The organism is Litchfieldia alkalitelluris, assembly GCF_002019645.1.
Lineage (GTDB): Bacteria > Bacillota > Bacilli > Bacillales > Bacillaceae_L > Litchfieldia > Litchfieldia alkalitelluris.
In genome coordinates this window covers 967,163-993,240 of the sequence record NZ_KV917374.1, presented here as the reverse complement: position 1 = coordinate 993,240, position 26,078 = coordinate 967,163, and the positions used below count along the sequence as shown (strand labels likewise).

At 36.5% G+C, this 26,078-nt stretch carries 17 protein-coding genes; all 17 read right to left on the bottom strand.

Features of this window, described 5'->3' with window-relative positions; translation table 11 throughout:
- Positions 1 to 114 precede the first annotated feature (114 nt).
- Positions 115 to 942, bottom strand: a complete 828-nt coding sequence (locus tag BK579_RS04515; RefSeq protein WP_169891066.1) for a glycerophosphodiester phosphodiesterase — start codon at positions 940 to 942, stop codon at positions 115 to 117.
- A 991-nt stretch (positions 943 to 1,933) separates the two neighbouring features.
- Positions 1,934 to 2,665: a WecB/TagA/CpsF family glycosyltransferase gene (locus tag BK579_RS04505; protein ID WP_078543823.1), complete on the bottom strand. Its 732-nt coding sequence runs from the start codon at positions 2,663 to 2,665 to the stop codon at positions 1,934 to 1,936.
- A gap of 45 nt (positions 2,666 to 2,710) precedes the next feature.
- A complete protein-coding gene (locus BK579_RS04500) occupies positions 2,711 to 4,708 on the bottom strand; it encodes a glycosyltransferase (protein ID WP_078543822.1) in 1,998 nt (665 codons plus the stop codon).
- 5 nt (positions 4,709 to 4,713) lie between these two features.
- A complete protein-coding gene (locus BK579_RS04495) occupies positions 4,714 to 6,606 on the bottom strand; it encodes a CDP-glycerol glycerophosphotransferase family protein (RefSeq protein ID WP_139365040.1) in 1,893 nt (630 codons plus the stop codon).
- Positions 6,607 to 6,665: 59 nt separating this feature from the next.
- Positions 6,666 to 7,871, bottom strand: coding sequence for a CDP-glycerol glycerophosphotransferase family protein (locus tag BK579_RS04490; RefSeq protein ID WP_078543821.1), 1,206 nt, complete (start codon positions 7,869 to 7,871; stop codon positions 6,666 to 6,668).
- 48 nt (positions 7,872 to 7,919) lie between these two features.
- Positions 7,920 to 8,945 (bottom strand): ribitol-5-phosphate dehydrogenase, encoded by a 1,026-nt coding sequence (locus tag BK579_RS04485; protein ID WP_078543819.1) that lies wholly within the window; start codon positions 8,943 to 8,945, stop codon positions 7,920 to 7,922.
- A complete protein-coding gene (locus tag BK579_RS04480) occupies positions 8,942 to 9,655 on the bottom strand; it encodes an IspD/TarI family cytidylyltransferase (RefSeq protein WP_078543818.1) in 714 nt (237 codons plus the stop codon). Before BK579_RS04480 ends, BK579_RS04485 begins: the two co-directional genes overlap by 4 nt.
- 179 nt (positions 9,656 to 9,834) lie before the next feature.
- A complete protein-coding gene (gene tagH / locus BK579_RS04475) occupies positions 9,835 to 10,641 on the bottom strand; it encodes a teichoic acids export ABC transporter ATP-binding subunit TagH (protein ID WP_078543817.1) in 807 nt (268 codons plus the stop codon).
- Positions 10,642 to 10,656: 15 nt separating this feature from the next.
- Positions 10,657 to 11,463, bottom strand: a complete 807-nt coding sequence (locus BK579_RS04470) for an ABC transporter permease (protein ID WP_078543816.1) — start codon at positions 11,461 to 11,463, stop codon at positions 10,657 to 10,659.
- 96 nt (positions 11,464 to 11,559) lie between these two features.
- Complete coding sequence (locus BK579_RS04465; RefSeq protein WP_235848340.1) at positions 11,560 to 12,741, bottom strand: CDP-glycerol glycerophosphotransferase family protein; 1,182 nt, start codon at positions 12,739 to 12,741, stop codon at positions 11,560 to 11,562.
- Entirely contained in the window at positions 12,732 to 13,118 is a 387-nt protein-coding gene (gene tagD / locus BK579_RS04460; RefSeq protein WP_078550379.1) for a glycerol-3-phosphate cytidylyltransferase, read from the bottom strand. The genes BK579_RS04465 and tagD overlap by 10 nt, the downstream gene beginning before the upstream one ends.
- 347 nt (positions 13,119 to 13,465) lie before the next feature.
- Positions 13,466 to 18,058, bottom strand: coding sequence for a cell wall-binding repeat-containing protein (locus tag BK579_RS04455; protein WP_078550377.1), 4,593 nt, complete (start codon positions 18,056 to 18,058; stop codon positions 13,466 to 13,468).
- 345 nt (positions 18,059 to 18,403) lie between these two features.
- On the bottom strand, positions 18,404 to 18,814 hold the full coding sequence (locus BK579_RS04450) for a BsuPI-related putative proteinase inhibitor (RefSeq protein ID WP_078543813.1): 411 nt from the start codon (positions 18,812 to 18,814) through the stop codon (positions 18,404 to 18,406).
- 84 nt (positions 18,815 to 18,898) lie between these two features.
- Positions 18,899 to 22,255 carry a PA14 domain-containing protein gene (locus tag BK579_RS04445; RefSeq protein ID WP_078543812.1) on the bottom strand — a complete coding sequence of 1,119 codons (3,357 nt, stop codon included), beginning with the start codon at positions 22,253 to 22,255 and terminating at the stop codon, positions 18,899 to 18,901.
- A gap of 188 nt (positions 22,256 to 22,443) precedes the next feature.
- On the bottom strand, positions 22,444 to 23,580 hold the full coding sequence (gene wecB, locus BK579_RS04440) for a non-hydrolyzing UDP-N-acetylglucosamine 2-epimerase (protein ID WP_078543810.1): 1,137 nt from the start codon (positions 23,578 to 23,580) through the stop codon (positions 22,444 to 22,446).
- Between the two features lie 257 nt (positions 23,581 to 23,837).
- The gene (locus tag BK579_RS04435; protein ID WP_078543809.1) at positions 23,838 to 24,491 is read right to left on the bottom strand and encodes a hypothetical protein; all 654 of its coding nucleotides are present in this window, start codon (positions 24,489 to 24,491) and stop codon (positions 23,838 to 23,840) included.
- Between the two features lie 561 nt (positions 24,492 to 25,052).
- Entirely contained in the window at positions 25,053 to 25,955 is a 903-nt protein-coding gene (locus tag BK579_RS04430) for an N-acetylmuramoyl-L-alanine amidase family protein (RefSeq protein WP_078543808.1), read from the bottom strand.
- Positions 25,956 to 26,078: the final 123 nt, after the last annotated feature.

The following is a 26,078-nucleotide window of genomic DNA, read 5'->3' as shown; positions in this document are numbered from 1 at the left end:
CGTAAGTTCGTACCCTCGTGATCTTAGCTGAGGGAATCAGCAGCTTTTTGGCGACTGGCTATGGTACAATTTTAAATTGTGTGCTTCATACTATTTTTACTTACTTATTTATTTTTATCTAAATAACATGAATAGAAGATCTCGATTATACTTTTCCGGATAGTTAGTAAAAATTCCATCAACTCCGGATTTTAAAGCAGCATCAATCTCTTCATCATCATTTGCGGTATATACATGGAGCCGTAGACCCTGTTCATGTACTTGTTTGACCATGTCTGCCGTCACTCTATCATGATTCATTCCAACTGCGTACGCTAACTGCTTAAGCTTAGGGCAGTCATTGGTAGGTATTTTATTTTTCTTCCAATAAAGCATCACAAGCTTTATGCTTGGTTCTAATTTATGTATTTTTTCAAGGCTTTTCAGCTCAAATGATTGAATAATGATATTTTCTAAGTTTATTTTGTTATTTCTGATCTCTTCTATTAGCTTTTCTTCCATGTTTATGTAGGCATTTGGCTTTTTAACTTCTATATAATATTGGGCGGAGTTTCCAAATGTCCTAAACACTTCAGCTAATGTTGGTATCTTTACGCCTTTATACTGTTTATCAAGCCATGAACCTGCATCTAGCTTTTGTAAATCATTTAAGCTAAAGCTACTAACTTTTCCAGTTCCATTAGTCGTGTCATTAACTGTTTGATCATGAATGGTTACTAAATGTCCATCCTGCGTCATTTGTAAATCTATTTCTAGATAGTCTGCTCCAGCTTCTATCGCTTTCTGATATGCCACTAATGTATTCTCAGGATAGCTTCCAGATGCGCCGCGATGAGCGATTATTACCGGGAGATTTCCTTCTTCTATAGAATCAGTTGCATAGGTAAGTGCGTTCATTTGTAAAAATACTATACATGCAATAAGGAATTTTAAATACCTCATCAAATCCCCCCTCATGTTTTTAACCCTTATTATCTACGATTGGCTCAGAATTATTGGTCGATTCTTCCACAATAAGGAGAATTTTAAAAGACGTGATTTATTCGCACGATAGAGGACAAAAACTATTATTGGAAATGGGCGAAGGTTCACTCGACTCCAGCTGGATCTAAGCGGTCTTGTGAGCCCCAGCAGAAACAGTGCGCCGATTACAATCAGGACGTCTCATGTTATACATTTAGGTGTTATTTGTAATAACCAAAAAACTTTGATGCCCTTATTAAGGCTTTTGGCTTGAGTAAAGGAATCAAACACACTCTTTGATTCCCTTTCCAAGGCTTTTGGCATCAGAAAAGGAATCAGACACACTCTTTGATTCCCTTTCTCAGGCTTCTGGCATCAGAAAAGGAATCAGACACACTCTTTGATTCCCTTTCTCAGGCTTCTGGCATCAGAAAAGGAATCAGAAACACTCTTTGATTCCCTTTCCAAGGCTTTTGGCTTCAAAAAGGGAATCAGACACACTCTTTGATTCCCTCTCCAAGGCTTTTGGCATCAAAAAGGGAATCAGACACCCCTGTGGTTCCCTTTCTAACCGCTTATCTAAGTTGTTTTCAGAAGACCCCAATGCTACAAAAAATTCGCACCATAGAGAATGAAAATGTTGTTGGACTTAGTGTGGAATGAGCGGAGAGCCACTTGACTCCTGCGGGATCCAGTGGTCTCGTGAGACCCCGCAGAAGCCCGCCCCTGGCGACGAGGAGGCTCACGGACCACCCCGCGGAAAGCAAGTGGATCGCAGCCCATGGAACTCCACAACCTAGGTTATTTTCAGGATAGACTTCTGAATTGATCGGAGTTTCTCCAAGGTGTCCAAGCACTGAACCTCCACTCCCTCCCCCCTCGCAAGAGTTCTAAGCCGAACTCAACCAATTAAAAAAGGCTGTCTAAATGTCACATTTCACAACAATGACTTTTAGACAGCCCTAATAATTTACTTTTTTAACATCCGAATTCCAATAATCTTAATCAAAAATTGTGGCAATACAAGCATCCTTCTCCATCTTGTTGGCTGATTAACTAAGCGATAGAGCCACTCGATATTCAGCTTCTGCCATACTATTGGAGCTCGCTTTACTTTTCCAGCCCAAACATCGAAGCTCCCGCCAACACCAATAAAGATTCCTTTGTTAAAAGAATCGATAGATTTCGAAATCCACTGCTCTTGCTTTGGGAAACCTAGTCCTACAAATATAATGTCTGGCTTGCTTTCAGCAATTGTTTCTACTAAAACATTATCATCCCAATCAAAATATCCATTATGATAACCAACCACTGAAAGAGAAGGATATTTTCTTTTCATATTCCCTACAGCTGTTTCAATCACATCTTGTGATGCTCCTATAAAATAAAGCTTATACTGCTTCTCACTTGATAATTGTAGCAACCGCTCCATTACATCAAAGCCAGCAATTCGTTCTTGGAGATGGTCACCAAGAATCTTTGATGCAATGACTACACCAATTCCATCAGGCGTCATAAACTCAGCTTGCTCTAGGATTTTTTTATATGAAGGATCTTTCTCACCATACATGATGATTTCTGGATTCGCCGTAACAACATGTGCTTTTGTCGAGGTGTCAATATAGTGTTCAAGCTCTTTAACGAACTGGTCGAGGCTTGAATCAACAAACGAAAGATTCATAACTGCTTTTTTGTTAAGCATGCTGTATTCCTTTCTAATTCACCAATAATGAGAGTAGTATTAATACTATTTGACTCTAAACGATAAGTTTCCATATGGCTTTGTATAATATGGTTCAAACACATACTTAGATTTAATTTCAGCTTTTTCCTTTGCAGCTTCCGCTGATTTTTGGTAGCCAATTCTTTTTTCAAAAAAGGCATTATTCCACTTTAGTATTAAGCTGATATCCCACGTTCCTACTGGTAGGTTGCTCAGGTTATGATATAGATTAAATACCGGAAATACTCCGTGAACACGCCATTCTTTCTTTGAAACGGGAATCATTGTAGGTTTGACGAAGAATTGCTCCCTTGTTTCTCTTTCTTCAACTTTCCAAAAAATCTCCATTTCGCTCAAGGTTGTTTTTGGATAGTTGCCTACTAAGGACAATTTCCCTTCAACCCCATATGTTCCCAAAGGCCGTTCCAACCAGTCCGACTTGTTAAGGTTAAACTCAAAACCTGATAACTGGTTTCGCCGTGGCTTTTGTTCGATAATTGTGTCAAATAGAAGTTTCCATTTTTTAACAAAAGTAGGTTCATCAAATTTCTGTGCCACTTTAAAGGCCTGTAAGCTCATTTGTTCAACAAGATTAGGATCTTTAAACAATTGAATCATTTGAGCGGCTAATTCCTCTATATCATCTTTTTTAACTAAATAGCCATTAACACCATTAGTTATCATGTCACTTGGACCATATTTAATATCATAACTAACTACTGGGCAACCATGAGCCAGACTTTCAAGAATGACAAGGCCAAAGCCTTCATACTTACTAGTTAACACAGAGAAACTCGCATCCTCGAATGCCTCGCCTGAGTAATCAATCATCCCTTTTAAGAATACATTTTCCGTAAGGTTCAAGGAATCAATTAACTCTTGTAAAGGAATTAACTCATCCCCAAACCCGTATAAATCTAATTGCGCATCAGGGATCTCATCAACGACTGTTCTAAATGCTTTAATAGCATGATCAACCTGCTTTTCCTTGTGGTATCTCGCAACTACCACAGCTTTTTTTACATCTCTTTTAGAGAAGTCAGGCAAGGTAGTAGGACCTTTGTATGCATGTGGTATGACGAAATAAGTATTTCGTTCACCGACTCGTCTTACAACGTCTGCTTTTTGAGCTTCAGTAAAGAAGACGATTCCATCAGGCTTTCCTGGATTCTTTAGTACTGGTCGATTACCTAAACGTAGAACAGAATCAAAATGGTATGGCGCTCTAAGGTGAGTACTATGTGTCACAAAGATTGAATAAACATTTTCCTTCTTAATACTAAGAACTGCATGGTCAAGGTATCGTCCGTCTACAATTAAGAAATGATTGATCGGTTTTTCAGTTAAGAAATCGATCCAATACGCCTGAAGTTCCTCCTCAGTTGAGAAAATTTCTTTCACATGGCCGTTCCTATCAAACCATTGAATTTGATCAATCTTACCTTTTCCATTTTTCTCGGTATACAATTTCCGCAAATAACAGTGACCTAGCTCATCATAATAAAATTCTTGAGTAGGTACTCCCTGATCCTGTTCAAAATCCGTTGTTCTAGTTATTCTTCCATATTCATCAACATCTTCTCTTTTAATACATACTTGCTTCTCATTGAAATATTGTATAGATAGTAATCGTTGATTACTTGGATCAAAGCTTTTGATTTTCTCTAGCAATCCATCTTTAAGGAAACGGAAGGCATTTTCCTCTTCAAGTCTTTCAATTGTATATCCATCTTCTGCAAAAGGGCGTTCAATTGGCTCTTGAACAATATGCTGGTTCTCCCCTTTTAGAAAATCATACATATTCAAGATTGAAAGTGACTTATATCGCTCTTGGTTTATTACTGTATTTGTAAAGTAATTGATAGTTGGATCAAAGTTAAAGGTTAAAATGGTAACATCTATATGAGCAAACTCACGAAACATGTCAGCTCTATAAAGCATCGCTTGCGGAAGCCCACCATAGCCTTCAATGATATTTGGAATAAAATAATAGTTTGAATTCTTCGGGAACAGTTTAATCATCCCTTCTACTTCAAGTTTTCATCATTGCCTTGTTGCTCTAAAAATATTTGGTCAACCACTCTAGCGCTTGATTTACCATCTGTATTTTCAAAGAAATAATTAACAAAAGGATGGATTTTTTCCATTTTAAAGTTACCTGTCTCGATTGTTTTAATTAATTCACCTGTTGAACGTACAAGTGGACCAGGGATAAAGGAATGATAATCATAATAAAAGTCTCGCTCTTGAACATACTCTGCCACATCAAAGGCAAAGAAGACCATTGGTTTATTTAATAAAGCAAATTCAAAGCAAACAGAAGAATAATCAGTAATCAAGACATCAGTAACAAACAATAAATCATTGATTTCTCTGTACTCTGAAAAATCATAGAAGAAGTCACTATATTGGTAAGGAATACTCCAGTCATTTTTCACAAATGGGTGAACCTTAAATAGAAAAACATACTCATCCTTAAACTTCTTATAAAGCTTGTCTAGGTCAAGGACTTCCATCGGATAATGTGCAGACTGCTGACCGTTCCCTCTAAATGTTGGGGCGAACATGATTACTTTCTTATCCTTTAAGTAAGGAAATTGTTCATAAAGGTCATTTTTTACTCGGTTTTGATAATCCTGATCAAAGAATATATCAGTTCTAGGAATACCGGTAGGAACAATATGACCAATATCAATTCCAAAGCCTTCGGCATAGTGCTTTGCCACATTTTTAGAACTCACGATGGCCTTTGTATAATTTCGATGGTTTTTCGATAATGGCGATGGACCACCTGGTCGACCAATACGGCTATATCCGAACGTTTTAAATGCGCCAACCGCGTGCCATAATTGAACAAGCTCAGCATTTGCACGAATTCTTAATGGATAGACCATTGGGTAAAAGTCGTCTAATACAATAAATTTAGATGTAGCTAGATGATAAGCCAACTCAATCATCTCTTTATATGATTTTTCTTCTAAAATCGTTTTCCTCAAACTAAAGTGATAATCAAAATCTAAATCACGTCGCTGCATTTCTGCAAATACAAATTCAAAGTTCCCACTCATATCGGTTCGACTATCGGATGCAAATAACACCTTTTTAGTCTGTAATGGGAAAAGAGTAAAAAACATGTAGAAAAGCTTAAATCCATACTTTTTGAAGAAACGATAAAACAACCCTTTTTTCCTACTCGCATCAGCTGTTAATTCGGCAGGATTAAAGTCTTTTAATTTAGTCGACTTAATTTTTAATGTTTTAACACCTTCATCATAAGTGGCTAAAAGATTGAACTTCATTTCTCGCTTGGCTGAAAAGTACTCCATCTTAGTTGAATAAAAGCCGTCATTAAGAAATTCATTTATATTCCCTAAGGAGAATAATTGCTCATATTTTTTACGTGTACTAACATAGACTTCAAGTTTTAAATAAACAGTATATGTACCTGCAGGAAGTGGCTTACCATCACTAGTGTCAGTGGCAAGGTTATACTTCCCTTGGAAACCAGACCACAAATACAAATCATCAACACCGTGTTCTTTATCAATTTTTAACTGACGAATATTCTTATCTTTGAGTGGGAATTCAGTTTTTTCGCCGCTTGCATTAATAAGAACCAGTGACTTTTTCACCATATCATCATTTAATAAAGGTAGATTCTCAAGATAGTAATATCCTTGTATCTCAAAAATTGGTCCATTCCATTTTAACTTTGTAACTTTTCGACGTGGGATGTAATTCTCAGGAGGTAGTGTACCAGCTGCGTCCAATACTAATTCACGTTTAGGAGCATTTTCCACGGGAGCATTACTTTGTATCACTTCATTATTTTTATGTTTATCTGTTTTGGTGGTCATTTTGACTTCAAACGATCTTTCTTTCCAATTTAATCGTTTAGGTCGTTTTTCCGTACTACTCATTTAAGCTCCTCCATTTATAGGTATGTAATAGGAAAAGAGGATTGTAGTAACCCTCTTACCTAAGAACTCATTTTTGTTAATTTTTGCTGTTCAGCAACACTTGCCTCTGTCGATAATAGAGCCTGAACAATTCGCTTACTTGCTTGCCCGTCATTCACATCAAAGAAGCGTTCTCTAAAGGTTGTAACCTTATTTAGATCGAAATCACCTTTCTCTACCCAGTCAGCAAACTCGTCTGTTTGCTCAAAAAATGGCCCTGGAATAAAGGTATGGAATTCGTAATAAAAATCTCTTTCTTCTAAATAGGATTCCAAATCATCTGCTAAAAATGCAATTGGTTTCAAAAGAATACTATAATCAAACACAACTGATGAATAATCTGTAACCAACAAATCTGAGATTGTCATCAATTCCTGTGTATCAAAATTGTCTTTAATATGGTATACAAAGTCTTGAACTTCATCGCTTACGTCAATCGATTTCATATAAGGGTGAAGTTTAACCAAAACAACATACTGATTTCCTAGCTTCTTCTTCAATGCTTCAAAATCAATTGGCGCTTTAAACGAACTCTGATAATGACTTTTCCCACGAAACGTTGGGGCATATAACATAATCTTTTTACCAATAAGTTCTGGATATTCCTCAAAGAATCTATTTCTAGTTTCAATATGTTCGTCCGTATCAAAGAAATAATCTGTTCTAGGCAAGCCTAATGGTAGTACCTGCTCTTTAGGCATATCAAAAGCTTCCGCATAAAACGGAATGACTTCAGAGGAACTTACAATTGCCTTTGAATAATTTGAGTGTATCTTCAGATGCTTTAAATATGCTTCGCTCGGACCAAATTGTTTATCAATTGTACTGTATCCGAATTTTTTAAATGCCCCTGCTGCATGCCAAAACTGAACGACCTCTGATCCCTTACGAGGAGTAATCGCATAAACGGGAAAGTAGTAATCATCAATAAAAAAATAACGTGATGTTGCTATATGATAGCTAGCTTTTAACATGTGGTTCAAGTAATCTACTTTTCCTCCGAAACTAGAATTATATTTTTTAAAGAGAAAATGGCATGAATAATCACGATATTCATAAGAAATTTCTTTATAAATATACGCTAAGTTTCCTTTCAGCTCTTCAGCACGGTAGGAAGCAAAAGTAATCTTTTTAGGATTAACTGGGAAAATTAGAGTGCAAATCAAGTAAGCTAGCTTCACAAAATATTTTGCTAGGATGGTAGGTAAATAACGTAAGAACTCCATTCCATCTCCTCCTCTAAGAAAACGACTTAGAAAATGGAATGAAAGATCTTATATCTTCCATTCCATTACTGTTTTTCCCCAAGATGTTGTTAAATCACTTTCAAATGCACTAATGATATCTTGAATTGTTCTAACTACATGAACGCCACCAATAATTGTTTCTAAATAGCTCTCCACATCTGGATGCTCTTGCATAAAATTAACCGTGTTAACAAAGTCTTCACGACCACTACGGCTACTGCCGATCATCGTAATTCCTTTTTCTAAAATCATACGTGTATTAATTTCAACAGGATATTCCGATACCCCAAGAATAGATATTGTACCTTCAGGGCTTAAATAATCAATTGTTTGATTAATGGCTGTTTGGCTTCCAATCCCACCAACACACTCAAATGCATGATCAATTAACATATCCTCAGGAATTGTATCAATTGAGTATGCTTCATCTACAAATGAAAAGTGGTTTAGTTTGTATTGTGTCTTTCCAAACACATATACCTTACTATCTTTGTATCTGCGCTTTAAGAATAACGCAGTTATATAACCTAAATTACCGTCTCCCCATACACCAAACACATTGCGTCGGCTATGTGCTCTTTGTTCAAAACGAACCAATGCATGCATAGCGATTGTAATGAGTTCCATAAATGCAGCTACATGTGGATTAATCCCTTCATATAGCGGAACAATTCTGTCACGCTTTAGAAAAATATAATCCTGCATGAATCCATCATACCCACTTGAGCGGAATTTACTTGTACGAAGATAGTTCTCAGCGACAATCTCATCCTTCTCGATCGGCGTATTTGGAATCATCACCACCTGTGTACCTGGCTTTAATTCCCCAGACGCATCATATACAACACTTCCAATTCCTTCATGAATCAGTGCCATTGGCAGTTTTTTAGCCATCGCCTCTTGACCACGAGATCCTGTGTAATACCTTTGATCCGCTGCACAAATCGAAAGATGAGTGGGACGAACGACAATATAATCTGATTGAAGTGAACGATCTTTATATGTGACTTCAAATTGTCTTGGTGAAACGAGTCGATATACTTGATTAATCATAGTGATATCCGCTCCTGTAAAATTGCATTCGCAACTTTAAGATCATAAGGGGTAGTAACCTTAATATTAAATACTTCCCCTCTAACTAGTTTTACTTTTTCACCTTTAATCGAGCATATTTTACATGCATCTGTTAGTATCGCTTTTTGCTCTTCAGAAAGTGAATTGTAATGTTCAACTAGCTTTTTAATATTGAAGCTTTGAGGTGTTTGTCCTTGATACATCGTGTCACGAACCGGAATATCTGAAATAGTCTCTCCGTCTTCAGATTGAATAATTGTATCAATTGCTTCTATTACTGTATCTACAGCTACATTTTTTAAAGCACTGTCAATATTCTCTTCGATAATACGATGTGTTAGAAAAGGTCGAACAGAATCATGAGTAATAATGACATCATCATCATGTAGACCATTTACCTTTTCAATATAACGAATCCCACTCATAATCGATTCATTACGATCGCGTCCACCTTCTACAACAACTAGGCGTTCTTCATGACCAATAAACTTTTGAATGATATCTCTAGTATGGTTAATCCATTCTTTTGGAGAAACAACTAAAATCATGTCGAATCTATGGTTTAAAATGAACTTCTCAATCGTATGAATGATAATCGGTTTACTATTAAGTGTTAAAAACTGTTTTGGCATATTAATGTTACCCATACGAGTTCCTTTGCCACCAGCAAGTATTTCAGCGTAAATCATATTTAATTAACTCCTTTATAAATAAGGTTAGGAATCATATATTGTAGTATGCCTAAGTTGTTAAAAATAATAAAAAATGGCAAAACAAGAAGATTCGACAAAAATTCCGAATCTCATTGAAAGTTTATCATAACAAGTACTAAATGACAAAGGTGATTGTTACCTTAATAGGGAATAGACTACCCTAGCAACGCTTGTTGACCACTTCTCTTTTTAGTTAATTCATCTTTAAATCTCTTTTGATCTTCCTGTGACATTGCTTTAAAATCTTTTAAGAATTGTTCATACTTCGGCAAGATATCTTTGAGTTCACCGTAATCCCTAATCCCACCAGCTTCAAGCCATAAAGCCTTTTCGCAAAACTTTTTAACTTGCCCTATAGAGTGGCTGATAAAGAAAATCGTCTTTCCTTTAGCTTTAAATTCTTCCATTCTTGCCAGACATTTATCTGTAAACGTTTGGTCACCAACCGATAGTGCCTCATCAATGACTAGTACATCTGGGTCAATGTTCACAGAAATTGCAAAGCCTAATCTCGATTTCATCCCACTAGAATAGCTTTTTACGGGTTGTTCTATGAACTTTCCAATATCTGCAAATTCAATAATTTTAGGTGTAAGTTCTTTAATCTCTTTTTTACTAAAACCTAGAAGGAGACACTTTAATTCAATATTCTCTAAACCTGTCAACTGATTGTTCAAACCCGATGCAATCGCAATTAATGAAGCTTGCCCACCAATCATCAATTCTCCTGAGGTTGGAGGTATAACTCCCGTAATCAAGTTCGATAAAGTTGACTTACCTGAACCATTGATACCAAGAACACCGATAATGTCACCTTTATTAGCTTCAAATGAGATATCTTGAACAGCATAGAAATCTTCTCCATATCCCTTTGGCAATAAAATATCAAGTAATTTCTCCGATGTTTTTTTATACATTTTATATTTTTTAGTGACATTTTTTAACACAACTGATTTAGTCATCACGCACCACCTCTCTTATATGAAATCAACAAATCGTGATCTAAACCTTACATGAAGCATGGATCCGATTGTTAATAAAAAGAGGATTAATCCCCAAAAATAAAGTGTGTAACCCGGATTTTCAAGCATATACCACTCATTTCGCAGGAATGCCGCTCGATATCCTTCAGCAATATAATACAATGGGTTAATCTTCATAGCTTCTTGAATACGTTCACCTAGACGCTCTGTTGTCCATAAAATAGGAGAAACAAAGAATAAGATCCTCATGACTGATTGTACAATCATTTGTACATCACGAACGATTGTAGCAAGTGTCGACGTTATAAGAGATGTAGCAAAAATAAGTGAAATTGTAGCAAAAAGAAAATATGGCAATTGAAGATAATATACGCTTATCTGAAATCCAGTGAATTGGAATATAATACTAATTAAACCTAATAAGACTAAATGTGAGTAAAACTTAGAGAAAATAACATAGCTTGGAACAACACTTAATGGAAAATTCATTTTTGCAATGATGTTTAATCGGGTGTAAATTGATTTTGATGCATCTAGTGTTGCTTGGTTAATAAAAAACCAAATCGTTACACCTGCAAGCATCCATTGTAAGTATGGGATACCATCCACATCTTCTCCTCCGCGGATCCCCATTCCAAATACAAACCAATACATCGTGATTTGAATCGCAGGGTTTAATAACTCCCACAAAAGCCCTAAATAATTATTATTGTTCGCAATTTTCAATTCAAAAAGCGACAATCTTCTTATTAAATAAAAGCTATTGATTTGTTCTTTTAGAACTGTAATAACAGAGCTCATTGTCGTTTCCTTTCTAATGTGCTGCTTCTATTAATAGACTGTAACGAATCTGTAACGAATTCGAAGCAATCAGTCTTCCAGAAACAGTATTTCTTCTTATTTATTATTGTCAAAAATATAGTTAACAAATCTTTGACTTGAATTTCCAGTTGAATAACGATTCCACCTTTTATCAAAATCATTAATTTTTGCTAGATCAAACTGATTTTCTTTTATACAAGAAATCACTTCGTCTGTTGAAAATACAACAGGTCCTGGAACCATCTCTTCATAATCATCCCATAAACCTCTTTCTTCCTTATATTCCACCAAATCATAAGCATAAAAAATCATTGGTTTCTTCAATAAGGAAAATTCGAATGGTATCGAAGAATAATCAGAGATTAGCACATCAGTTATTAATAATAGCTCATTTGCATCAATGTGTGAAGAATAATCATAGGCAAAATTAGGAAATTGTTCTAGAGAGCCTAGTTTATTTGCTATCACTGGATGCAGCCTTAAAATCACGATATACTCATCCTTCAATTCATCAAACATCTTCTTCAAATCAAGCTGTATATCAAATGAATCTAGCTGACCATCACGATAGGTTGGTGCATACAAAATCACCTTTTTATCATCTGTAATCGGGATTTCATTTGTTAATTTTTTTAAGATTAGATCTTTCATCTCTTTATCATAAAAAAGATCCGTACGTGGGATACCTAATCGTAAGATCCTAGTTTCCTCTATATTAAAGGCCTCCATAAAGATCTTGGCCATTTCTTCCGAACCAACAAGAACTTGTTTAAAATTTTTATAAACTTTTTTGAAACGTGCGAGATCTTTCTCGCTTCGCATAGAATTTGATCGATCAAGTAGTCCAAACTTCTTTAACGCACCAGATGCATGCCAAACCTGTGTGCATGTAACCTCAACCTTGAATTGAACAGCTGCTAAAAAGCCATAATAATTATCAACAACAATATGTTTTGATGTTGCCAGATGATAAATACCTTTAAGTGTGTCGAAAACATTATTACTTTCAAAAGGAATTGCCGTTACATCTAGCAACTTCCGAAAATCATGTCTAACATTTGTTTTATATAAAAATACGATATCACTATCACGCTCTTGCCTTTTTAACTCTTCATAAATAAATAAACTGTTATCTCCAAACGAAACAACAAAGGTAATTTTATTTTTTAGCGGAAACAGTTTAAAAAAAGTAAATACAACCTTAAAAAAGGTTAGATAGATGAAAATAATCAAATCTCTAACCATGCTTATACACATAAATCTTTCTTAATTTTTGTTGTGGAAATATCCACTGTTCTTGGAAGATATATAACCTCACAATATTCTTTGAGATGATCAAACTTCCCTTTCCAGTCATCACCCATCACAAAAATATCAATATCATGATCAATGATATCTTGAACCTTTTGGTCCCAGCCATTCTCCGGAATAACTTTATCTACAAATCGAATCGACTCTAAGATGATTGTGCGGTGCTCAAAGCTATGATAAGCAGATTTTTGCTTAATTTCATTAAATTCATCGGTGGAGAGACCAACAACCAAGAAATCACCAAGATCTCTTGCACGCTTCAATAGGTTAATATGTCCCCAATGTAATAGATCAAAAGTTCCATATGTTAAAACCTTTTTCAACATAATCCTCTCCTTTCAGAGACTTAGTCGTAATATTTCTTATAATGTTACAAATTACTAACTATCATATTATAAATCTTATAATCACTGATTTCAAATTGTATCGAATTTCGTCGGATGATTAAAAGTCTATTGACATCATAAATCCTTCTCACCTTTTCCACAACAGGTAATTAATACAAACCCAAATCAATTTACTTATATTAAAGGAGCTATTAAAACGGGTTGTTGATTTCCTTGGCAGCCATTCGCTCTCCTAGGTGGTCTGGAGATACTATATGAACCTTTATAGCCAAATTAAAAGAGAGAGCAACAATGTCGCTCTCTCCTAGATTGTACGTTGCTTATTACTTAACTAACCCAGCAATTGTAGTAACAGCACTGTCACTAACAGCTAAAGGTCCGCCAAGTACTCTTACCTTACCAGCATTATTAGAAGCTAAGAATGCTTCAGTCACTTTTGGAACTGAGTTACTTGTTACAAGAACGACACCAGTGTTGTTCTTAGCAGCAAGTGCAGCACCAGAAAGACCGTCTTGGAATTTTTGACCTGTAGCAACATATGTTACGTAAGGATCAAATCCAAAGTGGTTTGCAACCGCTACGTTTGTTTCGTAAGTAGTTGCTCCTGCAATACGAGTTGCAGTTGGTAAAGAAGCAGAAACTTCTTCAGATACTACTAAGTTACCACCAATTACAAATGTTTCTTTTGCACCTAAAGTTTCAAGAGCTGCTTTTGTTTCATTAGGTACAGAAGATTTCTTAACTAATAAGATCGGAAGTTGATCTGCACCAGCATATGGAGCTACTGATAGAGCATCTTGGAATTTCTCTCCACTTACTACAACTACCTTTTCAGCACCTTCTGGAGCTACTTTCTTCGCAATTAGAGCAGCAGTATCATAGTGGTTTTGACCACCGATTCTTTCTACTTCTACACCAAGATCAGTAATAGCTTTTTCTACATCAGCAGAAATCGCTAAAGGTCCACCTAAAATATAAACCTTTTTAGTTTGTAATCTCTTAAGCTCATCGCTAGTCACTGTTTCAAGCTTGTTGCTACGAGTTAAAAGAAGTGGTGCATCGTATTTTGCAGCTAAAGGTACACCAGCTAATGCATCTGCATAGTGATCTCCACGAGCAAGTACGACTACATCTGAAGTATCCCATCCATCATTACTGATCTCAACAGACGTATCATATTGAGTTTGTCCAAAAAGACGAGAAACTTGTTCTTCAGACTCTGACTCTGCACGGTATACTTTTACTTCTTTAGTCGTTTTATTTCCAACTAAATCAACTAATTCTAAATTGAATGTGTTATCACCAGGCTCAAGAGTAAGCTCAGTTTCAACAACAGTTTCAAAGTCATTCATTTGGTAACCAGGAAGTTCTTGGAAGAACTCTTCACTTCCATCAACTGAATAACGTAATTCCTCAGCATTGTCAGCAAGAGTTGCTGTTAATGTCACTGAAGTTGTTGCGTTATCAACATATGCTGGTACTTCAACATCTACAGTTGGGAATGTTGTATCAACGAAAACTGTACGAGTAAATGAAATTTCATTACCTGCCACATCTTTCGCAGCAAACTTAAGAACTTTATCTCCATCTTCAAGTGTTAAAACTGTGGAGAAGTCATATTGTTTCTTCTCTTCGTTATAAGTAAAGTCAACAGACTCACCATTAACTGTTACTTCAGCAAGTTTAGAATCATCTGTTACATAACCAGACGCTGTTACTTCATTTGTATTGTAATATCCGAATGCAGCTGGGCTTGTAACATTAATTACTGGAGTTAAACCATCATTTACTCCACTGATTTCAACTGTACCAGCATTTCCAGCGTTGTCGAACGCTACAACAGTAACTTCTGTACCAGATGCTAATTCTTCAGCGAATACATATTCTGTAGTATCAGGAGCTAATGGAGTTTCTAAAATAGATTCACCATTTACTAATACATCGATATAAGATAGAGCAGAACGCTCATCTGAAGCATTAAATGTTAATGTTTTTCCTTCAAGACTTGCATTTACTTCTGGAGCAATAGTATCAACGACTACTTCGTACTGGAATAATTGTGCTTTTTTTCCTGGATAGTCGATCTTTGCAGCAATTTCATAGATATATGTGCCATCAGCGACAGTTTTGTTCTTCACAGTTCCGTCCCAAGCGTTAGCTTCACTGAAACTATAATATCCTGATCGACCACCATCATAGTAATGCTTTCTTACATTTTGCTCAGAACGAATAGTACGTAATTTATTACCTTCAGCATCTAACACACTATACGTAACTTCTTTTGCATTACGTAGGAATGATGTAACCGGTAAGATTTCATCAAATAATCCATCATTATTTGGAGAAATAGCAATTGCAGATGCTTTATATTCTCCAGTTACGGGATCAGCACCAAGAGTATATAAGTTACTGTCTACAAATTGAGAAATTCCATAAAAAGAATCTTTTTCATCATAAATCATTTCATCAAGTACTGGAGCAGCATTCCAGTCACCTTTGAATCCAACATAAGGTACTGATAGTACTTGATCATTATTTGTTAAAGTGACAAATCCTTCAGCGAAATACCCGTTTGTGAATACATCAACTGCTGGTAAATAACCAGAAGCATTTGCAGTTAAAACCTGTGCATTCGTTAAGTCTAATTCCACAGTAATTGTTGCAGTGCCATTTGCTGGAACTTCAACAGTCGATTCTCCACCATTGATTGTTACTTCAACACCTTCAAGTGGTTGTGCTTCAAGACCATTTAATGCATAACCTAACTCCCCAAATAAAGAAAGGTCAGTTTGAACATTTGCAGCTACGTCATAACTTACAGGGGTGTCGCTGAAGTTAGTAGCTTCAAGAGTAAAGCTTACAGTATCTCCAATTTCTTTCAGAGCTACTTTTGCTTCGCCCGTTGTTTTCTCAGTCACAACTACAGGAGTACTTAATGCTGCATGTAATTGCATTAAACCTGCACCTTGACGGCGTGGAGAATAAGGAATATCAAATCCAAACATCGTGTTGATTTGACCTTGATCTGTAACAGCTTTTGCTGTGTTCATTAAGATATTTTTTGCTAATAAAACGCGATCTTTTCCTTCTAAACCAAACTCTTCATCTACACGTTGAAGAACGATTGCAGATCCACCAGATACGTGTGGAGCAGCCATTGAAGTACCACTCATCGTACCATATTGGTTATCTTGAAGAGTTGATAAGATATTTCCACCTGGAGCTGTAATCTCAGGTTTAAAATCTAAGTTTGGTGTTACACCCCAAGAAGTAAAGCCAGACATTTGTCCACCTGTTGGACTTAGGGAAGTTGTGCTTTCACCTTTAAAAGTAAGAGTCACTGTTGTACCATTATCAATTGCAGCTTTTAGTCTATCTCCATCAGCCTTCAACATAAATAACTGAGGGATTTTTATATTCGCATCCGTTGCCATACTTACATATCCCTCTAAGTGATTGTAAATAATAACACCAGCTGCACCTGCTGCTTGCGCATTTAAAGTTTTATCCACAAATGGATAAGAACCACGTTTAATTAAAGCATATTTACCAGTAAAGTCTTGCCCATCAAAATCATTTGGACCACCTAAACCAGCAGATAATACTTCGAAAGTTTTTGTTTCAACATTAAATGGGTGAACACTACTTGCTGATAAGAATGCAGATAGACCTTCTTCAACACCATCAAATGAGTAAGTTACTGCATCTAAATCAATATACAGATTTTCAAGAGAAGCAACCTGTAATGAATCATAAGATAATCCAGGTGCACCAACTACTCCAATATCAGGATTAGAAGGATATGGATTTTTAGTTCCTTCACCATTACCAAAGTGTGCTGAGTTACCAGCCGAAATTGACATTAATACACCATTTTCAACTGCTCTAGCAACAGCTTTTTGTTCTGGGTCTTCAGGAGAAACGAACGATGCTGTTGAACCTAAGCTTAAGTTAAGAACGTCAACACCTAGTTTAATAGAATCATCAATAGCTTTTACATAAATATCTCCCCAAGTTGTCGCAAGATTCGGGTCATTACCGAATACTTTAAGTGCTAACAATTGTGCCTCAGGAGCAACCCCTTTAATTCCACCGTTCTCATCATCACCATTAGCACCTACTGTACCAGCAACGTGCATACCGTGGTGTGATGCACCAGGTCCAAGGTCCAAAATTTGATCATTTTGATCCATGTAGTTATAACCATACGGAACTTTATCAGTAAAAAACTTCCCTGGTAGGTCATTTTCTGCAACTAATGCACTTACTTCTGCTTCAGAAAGCTCTGCTGTAGAAGCATCAGTTAAAACCATATCTTTATGAGATGGGTCAACACCAGTATCGATGATACCAACAGTCATGCCTTGTCCAGTATAACCATATTCAGCCCAAGCTTTTTGTGCTTCGACAAGTTCCTTACTGTATCTCATATCTGGTTGTTGTTCTGGACGCTCGTACTCATGTACGATTGTTACATTTGAAACACCATTTAATTTTTTAATAGATTCAATCTTTCCAAACTCTACAACCCCAGAAAATCCGTTAAATGCAGTTGTAAAGCTTTCCTTGAACTCCATTTTCACTGCTTTAGACTTTAATTGATCTTTAACAGTTTGTTGCGCTTTTAATGCAGCACCTTCAAGTTTTTCTTTTACATTTTTAGCTAACTCACTGTATTTAACACCTTGATTTGTTGCATATGTAATCGCTGGTTCACCATCAACTTCGACAATTACACGTACTTTATCATCTAGTTTATATTGCTTTTCTTGTTCTTGTTCTTTAACTAATTCAGAAAATTTTACTTGTTTACTAGCTTCCGATCTGTTTGGCTCAGTAACTGGCTTAACCGCCGCAAGAGCCGTATTCGAGAAGACCATTAAAAAGACTAATAAAAGCGCGAGACTTCTTTTCACGTTCAAATGATTTACCCCCTAATATTAATAGACACGCAATTTCACCTTTGATGTATAGTTCATTGTTCCGATTAAAAATGAACTATCTACCAAATATCCAAAAAATTACTAGACTACCAACTCCTTGAATTATTTTAATTTTTTACTATTTTAGTATAATCACAATAAATACAATAGTCAAACAATTTTAAACGTTTTTTTACAATTTATTCTTATTTTTGAAACATTTTGTTTACATATGTAAGATTTCTTTACAATGATTTTCCCTATCACCCTAAATAATTCCATATAATTATATTGTAAAAGTATTTGGAAAGATTGATTTCGATTATCAATACTATGTATTTAAATTGTAAATTTTACACTTTGCTTCAATACCTTTACTTCTAAAGCAGTACTCCAAACCATTAAGGAATAAGTCCCTTTTTTAAGACTTGGAAAACTAATAGAATAAATTTTTGCTTCACCTTTTCCTATATTTAGGTTTTTAAACGCTTGTATAAAAAATTTGCCCTCTGAGAATTGTTCTATCACTCCGATCTCTTCATGTTGAAGAACATAGTCATATTCCTGTCCAGAGGAGAAAGTAAGTGTTACCTCCTTTTCCGTTTGATTCTCCAACTTGAATTCAAAACAAACGAGCTCACCCTCTTGATAATCACGACGATTAAGGGTTGCTTTGAGCTTTGTTTTATTCACATTACTTTTATAAGTTGACTGGTTCACAAAATCTCCGAACTTTTTTCGAGAATCCATTTAATCACATCCTCCTTTCTTATAAAAAACCCACAGAGAAGCACTTCTCTGTGAGCTAGGTTTAATCCTTTATTTAATAATAATTTATTTATATTTGGGGACATCAAAAATCAACGTATATGAATCTAGTAAATCATAAAGAGATTTGATTCGATTTACCTGTTTATAAGCCCAGCCCATATCTGTTGCATATTGGTGAGAACCAGGGTTCGCAGGATTCCACCTCATTTTATAGAGAGTATCTTGTCCATTATTGATATAACCTTTTGCGATAAAATCAGCTCCACCAATGATGGCCGCTTCTGGTGTAAACCAACCCGCTTTATATGCATATTCAGAACCACATTTCTTTGGGCAAACATCTACGGCACCAATACCATACATATTATAAACTAGTTTCGGCTCTACAGGTTTTCCACCAACCTCACTAACTAAGATTCCTTTTGCTAGTTCAGATGTACCATTTCCGGTTTCAAGTAATGCATGTGCTAAAAGGTAAATTTCATTGATATTATAAGCACTTCCGCCATCAATGAATGCTTTAGCCTTGCCATCAAGCATTCCTTTGCCTCTTAGGATCTTATCATTCACTTCGTTAACGCTTAATCCCGCACTCTGTGATAAAACGAGGAACTGGAAGTATGAAGCTGTATCTTGCCCAAAGTTAGTTGGATTTACATAATAAGAAACGTCTTCCGGACTCGCATTAACCCAAGTTCGGTTATATTGAATTTTATACCAAAAATAACCTGAATGATCTTTAGGAGACTTACCTAAAATATTGACTTTTTCATTTTCCTTCAGTGTTCCAACATTCCAGAAACTCGTACTTGGGCCGCCACGAACCCTCCAATCAGATCCTTTTGCTGTCCCTGTTTTAGGATTGTCAGGATTGTCCAAAGTAAGTGCATCTTCTCTAACAAACACATCATACTTTTTATCAGTTTGGGGTGGAGTAAAAAGTCCTGTTTGAATATTTACCATGTCTGATACGGAGTAGTTATAGTTCGTATAATTAATAATCTTTCCAGTTTCTTGTATAAAATCAAACTTTAATGCCGCAGAACCTGTTAGTTCTGAATAATATACCTTCACATCGTGTGTGCCAGCAGATAATTGATAATTTTTCACTTCTCGTAATCCATTGCTACTTGGCTTCCAAGAATCGATGACTCTTTTTCCATCAATCTCAACAATCACACCATCATCAGCTCTTGCTTGAATCGTATAAGTGCCTGTTTCTGCTAACGTAATTTTCCGTTTAAAAATGGCCGAAAAATGATCGCTTGGAATCTTCGTGTGTGGAGAGCCCTTTCCCCATGAAAAATCAAGGTTTTCGATGGCCGACTGATCACCAATAACAAAAGGAATCGATGAACCAACATTAATATTTGGCTTCCTATAAGGGTCGATAATAGTAGGGTAAATTTCACCAATCCAACCCGCTTCAGTTACTCTGGTATTTTCATCATAAGGCTCAATGGTCACATCCAGCTGGGCATACCTCGCTTTTTCGAGATAATGAACTTCAATCCAATGCACGTTTCCACTATCAGTGTTTGCAAGATTTACTTTTACTGTGTCTTGTCTGTATTTACTAGCCGTCCAACGATCAAGAACTAACTTGTCGTCAACATATACTTTAACTGCATCATCGGCACCTGCACGAATTAAATAATCTCCCGCCGGTAAGCGCTTCGCAGTCACATATTTTGCTGTAAAATAATCAGAGTTCACGTTATCCATCGGTGCACCTAAACCACCATCAGAAATCGATTCAACAAGCTGTCCATTACTACTTGGTTCGATGACACGTGTATTAGCCGGGCGCCCAGAGAGGGTTGTATTGTTATAGTAATACGCTAACCAACTATCAAAGGGAACGATATCAGAATAAACATATGCAGCAGCTCCACTTTCAAAATAATGCGTTTTGATAGAATGTGTTCCTGCTTTAAGCCCTGTGATTAATCCACGATCTGTTTTACCAGCTGCGTTCGTCCATCGGTCAATTACATAATTGCCATCCACTTCAACACGTACACCATCATCAGCATACGACTGAATAAAATAATCTCCAGCTTGAAGCTTTTGGCTTTGATTAAAGACTGCGTAGAAATGATCTTCCGGGAATCCTGTTTGTGGTTTCCCTCTATTCCAATCTTCCTTTACACTAGTCGTTTTCTTTAAGACTGTTGGTAAAGCAGTAATAGTGAACTTGATTTTCGCCCCACCAGTTGCTTCAAAATACTTTACTCTAACCGTATGAATACCAGGCTCTAGATAAACAGCTTCATTTCTTAAGCCGTTATTACTGTTCACCCAAGAATCAATAACCTTCTGCCCATTAACTAACACTTGAACTCCATCATCTGCTTGAGCATTAAAATCATAGTATCCCGCTTTATCAATTTTTACTTTTTTCGTAAAAACTGCTGAGAAGTGGTTCGTAGGTATTGAAAAGTGCGGGGAGCCAGTACCCCAATTTAGATCTAGATTGTTTACTGTTTTTACAACAGGAATCCCTTTCATATCCTTGTTCGGATAAATTTTCGCAAACCACTGATCAGTAGTAACATATTCATCTTCAACAAATGGCTCAATCGATACATCAAGCTTAGCCACACCCGTCTTCTCAAAGTAATGAACCTCAAGCCAATGAATGTCACCTTCTTTAGTATCAGCAACCTTCACCTTCACTGAACTTTGTTGATATTTGCCCGATTTCCAGCTATTGAGGACTTCCTTACCGTCAAGAAATACCTTTACACCATCATCGGCTCCAGCCGTGATAATATATTCTCCTGCTTCAAGGCGCATCGCAGTATAATACTTCGAAGAAAAATAATCTTCCTTTACAGTTTGTACAAAGTTCGATTCCGTCTTTGGCATCGGCGAACCTCTTCCATCCTTACCAATAACTTCTACAAGATTACCATCTTGATATGATAGGGTCCTAGCATTTATAGGTTTCCCTGATAGTGTTTCATTATTATAGTAATAAGCAAGCCAATACCCAAAAGGTACTAAATCAGAGAAAACAGCTGCATCTCCAGACTTTTCGTAATACTGTGTGGTAAAGGTAAGCTTTCCACTCAGATTTGGTAGAGCAGTCTGATTAACAGTACCCGCTGAATTACTCCAACGATTAATAATATCCTGATCATTCAGTTTTACTCTTACACCATCATCTGCAAACGTTTGGGCGAAATAATCTCTTCCATCTGTATAAACGACTTTGTCAAACTCAGCACAAAAATCATTTATTCCCATTCCATAAACAGGACTACCAGTTCCCCAGTTAAAATGAACCGAGCCTACCGGCTTACCCGGCTTAACTGTATTGCTTGGTGTACAAGATATTCCTGAGGCATTTACATGACCATTACTGGTAAACATGCCTATTGTAATAAAAAGAATGATTAAAACAGGAGTAGCCAATAAATCTAGTTGTCGAAAAACTTTGATGTTTCACCCCTCCTAGTATGCGAATTTCATAAAATACTAACCTAGTATCTATGATTTTCACAAAAAAGGTAAGGGGGTTTGCTAAAAAGGATAAAAAAGGAAGACAGAAGAATCGTCTTCTGTCCTCTAGATTTAAATAAAATTACCCAGTGCTACCACATTTAAAAGTTCTCTGGTCTGCACTCTAGTCTGTTATAGTGATATAAAATTGCTTGGACAATCCGTTCAGATGCCTTACCATCTCCATATGGATTAGACGATTTAGCCATAAGGTTATACTCTGTCGAATCAATTAATAGTTTTTTTGCTAGGTTATAAATGGTTTCTTCTGATGTTCCCGCCAATTTCAATGTTCCAGCTTCGATTCCCTCTGGCCTCTCAGTTGTATCCCTTAATACTAAAACTGGAACTCCCAGAGATGGAGCTTCTTCCTGTACACCACCAGAATCAGTAAGTATCAAATATGCTCGAGCGGCAAAGTTATGAAAATCAAACACACCTAATGGCTCAATCAAATGGATTCTAGGGTCATTGCCAAGTATTTCATTAGCCACTTCTAAGACGGCTGGGTTTAAATGGACCGGGTAAATAACTTGCACATCTTCATGTTCATTAACGATCCTCTTGATCGCCCTAAACATATTTCTCATTGGCTCTCCAAGATTCTCTCTTCGGTGTGCTGTTACTAAAATTAAGCGTGCATCCCCAATCTTAGTTAAAACATCATGTTGATATGTATCTTGAACGGTTGTTTTCAACGCATCAATTGCGGTATTTCCCGTTATAAAAATCGTTTCTTCACGTTTGTTTTCCAACCGAAGATTTTCTGCTGATTGCGCTGTTGGCGCAAAATGCAAATCTGCTATAACGCCAGTCATTTGTCGATTCATTTCCTCAGGATAAGGGGAGTATTTGTTCCAAGTACGCAAACCAGCCTCTACATGGCCGACAGTTATCTGATTATAAAGAGCAGCTAAGCTAGCCACAAATGTTGTCGTTGTATCACCATGGACCAAGACAAGATCGGGCTTTTCCTCTTTCATTACTGCATCTAATCCATCTAAAGCACGAATCGTCACATCTTTTAATGTTTGTCTGTCTTTCATTACATTTAAATCATAATCAGGTTTAAGTTGAAATATCTCAAGTACTTGGTCAAGCATTTGTCGGTGCTGTGCCGTTACTGTGACGATCGAATCAATATGCTCAGAGTGTTTTTGAAATTCTAACACAAGCGGTGCCATTTTAATCGCTTCCGGCCGCGTCCCAAAAACCGTCATTACTTTAATTTTTTGCATGGATAAACACCTACTCAATTATATTAAGAGTTTTATAACTAGGTTTTTTTCTGAAAAACTGTTGCTATCGATTTTGAAGTGGAATACACTATCTTTTCCTGACACAAGGTCTAGATTTCGGAAGAAAGGAAAGCACTCTACTTAGTTTATCATGCTTTTGTAAGACCTTTCAAAGCAATAAAATTCCACAAAAGCAGCCTACACCAATGGTCTAATTACAGGTGATATTAGCACAACAATACTTCCGATACAGTTTTTTATTCTTTTAACGAATCCACAGTAGACAAATTCGCTTCATCTTTATAACCATATTCACCGGTTAATTCAAAGGTCTCTTTGATCATTCCATGTCCTTCGGCAAAATACCTTGTATAGATTGTATCTTCACCTTCAACTTCATCTGTGGTTTTTTGTAAAACTAACACATTTTTAAATGTGTCATATGGTACAGTCACTTTTTCATCAGCACCAATAAGCTGCCAGTCTGCCTGAATGTCATCAACATCAATATAAGTTTCTATCACACCTGTCGATTCGAACTCTTCTAAAAGATTATCCCTTGGATTTGAAGGTGAGGAATTTTCATATATCAGGGCAATCTCGTTATTTGTCCAGCGATAAATATGCGTAGTTGGTGCGCCACTCAAAGATATGGTTAGCTGAAGATATTCTTCATCTGCAGCAATGACCTCTTGTATATAAATTTCATCTTCCCCATTCATATACGTCCTTTTAGTACCCACCTCAGGTCGGTATTGAAGGAGATTTGCTTCGATTAGTGGCACGTTTTCTAAGTCGGGACTGGTGTTTTCGTTAATTACTTCTTTTTGTTCGTTTACTGGAGTGGGAGATTCATTGTTGCATGCTGTTAATAGTCCTATTAATGCAAGTGTACAAATCAAATTTTTCATTGTTATTACCCCTATACATACTTCTAACATCTCGAATGAGAGTTAATGACCTTTTATATTAATAGTATACCCTGAAAAAAGAAATGCGGAAGGCGCTCGTTCATCGGCGACAGGCATAAGACAAGCCGTCTAGAAGGTTGCTCTTTAACCTTCTAGATGGATTGACTTATGACCCCGAGCCGATAGCGCCTGGAGCTAGACACTAAGCTAAGTATTTTTCATACTCCATGGTGCTAATCAAATTAGCATTGAGATCTCCCCCGAAAATACATAAGTTGGAGATTCATCCGCTGCAGTTCACTCGCTTTCCGGGGGGCGTGCGGTGAGCCTCCTCGTCGCTTTTTGGCTCCTGCGGGGTCTCACGAGACCGCTAGATCCCGCAGGAGTCAGCCGGCTCTCCGCGCATTCCACACTAGGTGAATGCACTATTTTTATAATCCACGGTGCAAATACTTCCACACTTTGACCCCTAACACTTATCATATCCATTACGTTTTTTGAATCTAATTTAAACAAACATTTGATTAACTATTTAAATAAACGTTTGTTTGGTTTCATCATTTACGGCAGTTTAACTTGTGAGGTAGCTTTGGCATTGCTTTCAAAGACTACTTTTTGGTTGTATTTATTAATGACAGTTGTTGCAGATTTTACTTCCTCAGCGAACTTTAGGGCCTGGGACTCTTTTGAAAACGCCCCAAGCTTTTCATGGGTCGAACTATACACCTCATATACTTTGAAATATTGCTCAACTGCATCTGCGATCGAATTAGCAGCTGTTTGTTGGTAGTCAGATGTTTTTATTAGCTTCTCTTCATGTCTGTTTATCATAAATCCTAGTTCTACTAAAACCGCTGGCATTTTAGCATTTCGGATAACATAAAAGCTTTGATCATTATGTACTTTTCGATTGGGCTGTTTAAGATTTTCAACAAGATTCATTTGTATCTCTTCTGCAAGCCTTTTATTATCCTGTAAATATGTCATCTGTAATGGATCATGAGGATATTCTGGTTTAAAGTGGTTCAAGCCATCATAGTAGTATGTTTCAATTCCACGGATAAATGGATTTGTAGGATTGGCATTATGATGGATAGAGATAAACACCGCGTTAGCATGATTTTCTCCAACATAATTGTTTGCCAATTCCATACGCTTTGAAAAATCTCCACCTTCAGTATTACCTTCCTCATCCCGCAAGAAATCAGCAAATTCCATATCAGTTGAACGCGTTAAAAATACTGATATCCCTTTTGATTCAAGAACTTCTTTTAGCTTCAAGGATACCTCCAAATTCGCATCTTTTTCACAATATCCAGTGATTCTTCCGGAATATCCACAAGTACCTGAAAACTTCCCACCATGTCCCGCATCAATAACAACCATTTTTTCCGCCATCGTTTCGTTTCCCATAACAACTAACGAGAGAAAAAGTACTATAGTTAGTTGAACAATCTTTTTCAATTCCCTTCCCCCATTTGTTTTATTAGTAGGCTAATTCCGTGAATTTTGTTGCTTAGTAGCACGAGAAAACAAGTAGAGTGATATCTTTTCTTTACTTAGTATCCGGCAAACTAGTGTACCTTA

What these genes read in the sequence shown, in the direction of transcription:
- BK579_RS04515 (WP_169891066.1), bottom strand. Translation starts at nt 942, where the DNA reads ATGAGGTATTTAAAATTCCTTATTGCATGTATAGTATTTTTACAAATG.
- BK579_RS04505 (WP_078543823.1), bottom strand. Translation starts at nt 2,665, where the DNA reads ATGCTTAACAAAAAAGCAGTTATGAATCTTTCGTTTGTTGATTCAAGC.
- BK579_RS04500 (WP_078543822.1), bottom strand. Translation starts at nt 4,708, where the DNA reads ATGATTAAACTGTTCCCGAAGAATTCAAACTATTATTTTATTCCAAAT.
- BK579_RS04495 (WP_139365040.1), bottom strand. Translation starts at nt 6,606, where the DNA reads ATGAGTAGTACGGAAAAACGACCTAAACGATTAAATTGGAAAGAAAGA.
- BK579_RS04490 (WP_078543821.1), bottom strand. Translation starts at nt 7,871, where the DNA reads ATGGAGTTCTTACGTTATTTACCTACCATCCTAGCAAAATATTTTGTG.
- BK579_RS04485 (WP_078543819.1), bottom strand. Translation starts at nt 8,945, where the DNA reads ATGATTAATCAAGTATATCGACTCGTTTCACCAAGACAATTTGAAGTC.
- BK579_RS04480 (WP_078543818.1), bottom strand. Translation starts at nt 9,655, where the DNA reads ATGATTTACGCTGAAATACTTGCTGGTGGCAAAGGAACTCGTATGGGT.
- tagH (WP_078543817.1), bottom strand. Translation starts at nt 10,641, where the DNA reads ATGACTAAATCAGTTGTGTTAAAAAATGTCACTAAAAAATATAAAATG.
- BK579_RS04470 (WP_078543816.1), bottom strand. Translation starts at nt 11,463, where the DNA reads ATGAGCTCTGTTATTACAGTTCTAAAAGAACAAATCAATAGCTTTTAT.
- BK579_RS04465 (WP_235848340.1), bottom strand. Translation starts at nt 12,741, where the DNA reads ATGTGTATAAGCATGGTTAGAGATTTGATTATTTTCATCTATCTAACC.
- BK579_RS04450 (WP_078543813.1), bottom strand. Translation starts at nt 18,814, where the DNA reads ATGGATTCTCGAAAAAAGTTCGGAGATTTTGTGAACCAGTCAACTTAT.
- wecB (WP_078543810.1), bottom strand. Translation starts at nt 23,580, where the DNA reads ATGCAAAAAATTAAAGTAATGACGGTTTTTGGGACGCGGCCGGAAGCG.
- BK579_RS04435 (WP_078543809.1), bottom strand. Translation starts at nt 24,491, where the DNA reads ATGAAAAATTTGATTTGTACACTTGCATTAATAGGACTATTAACAGCA.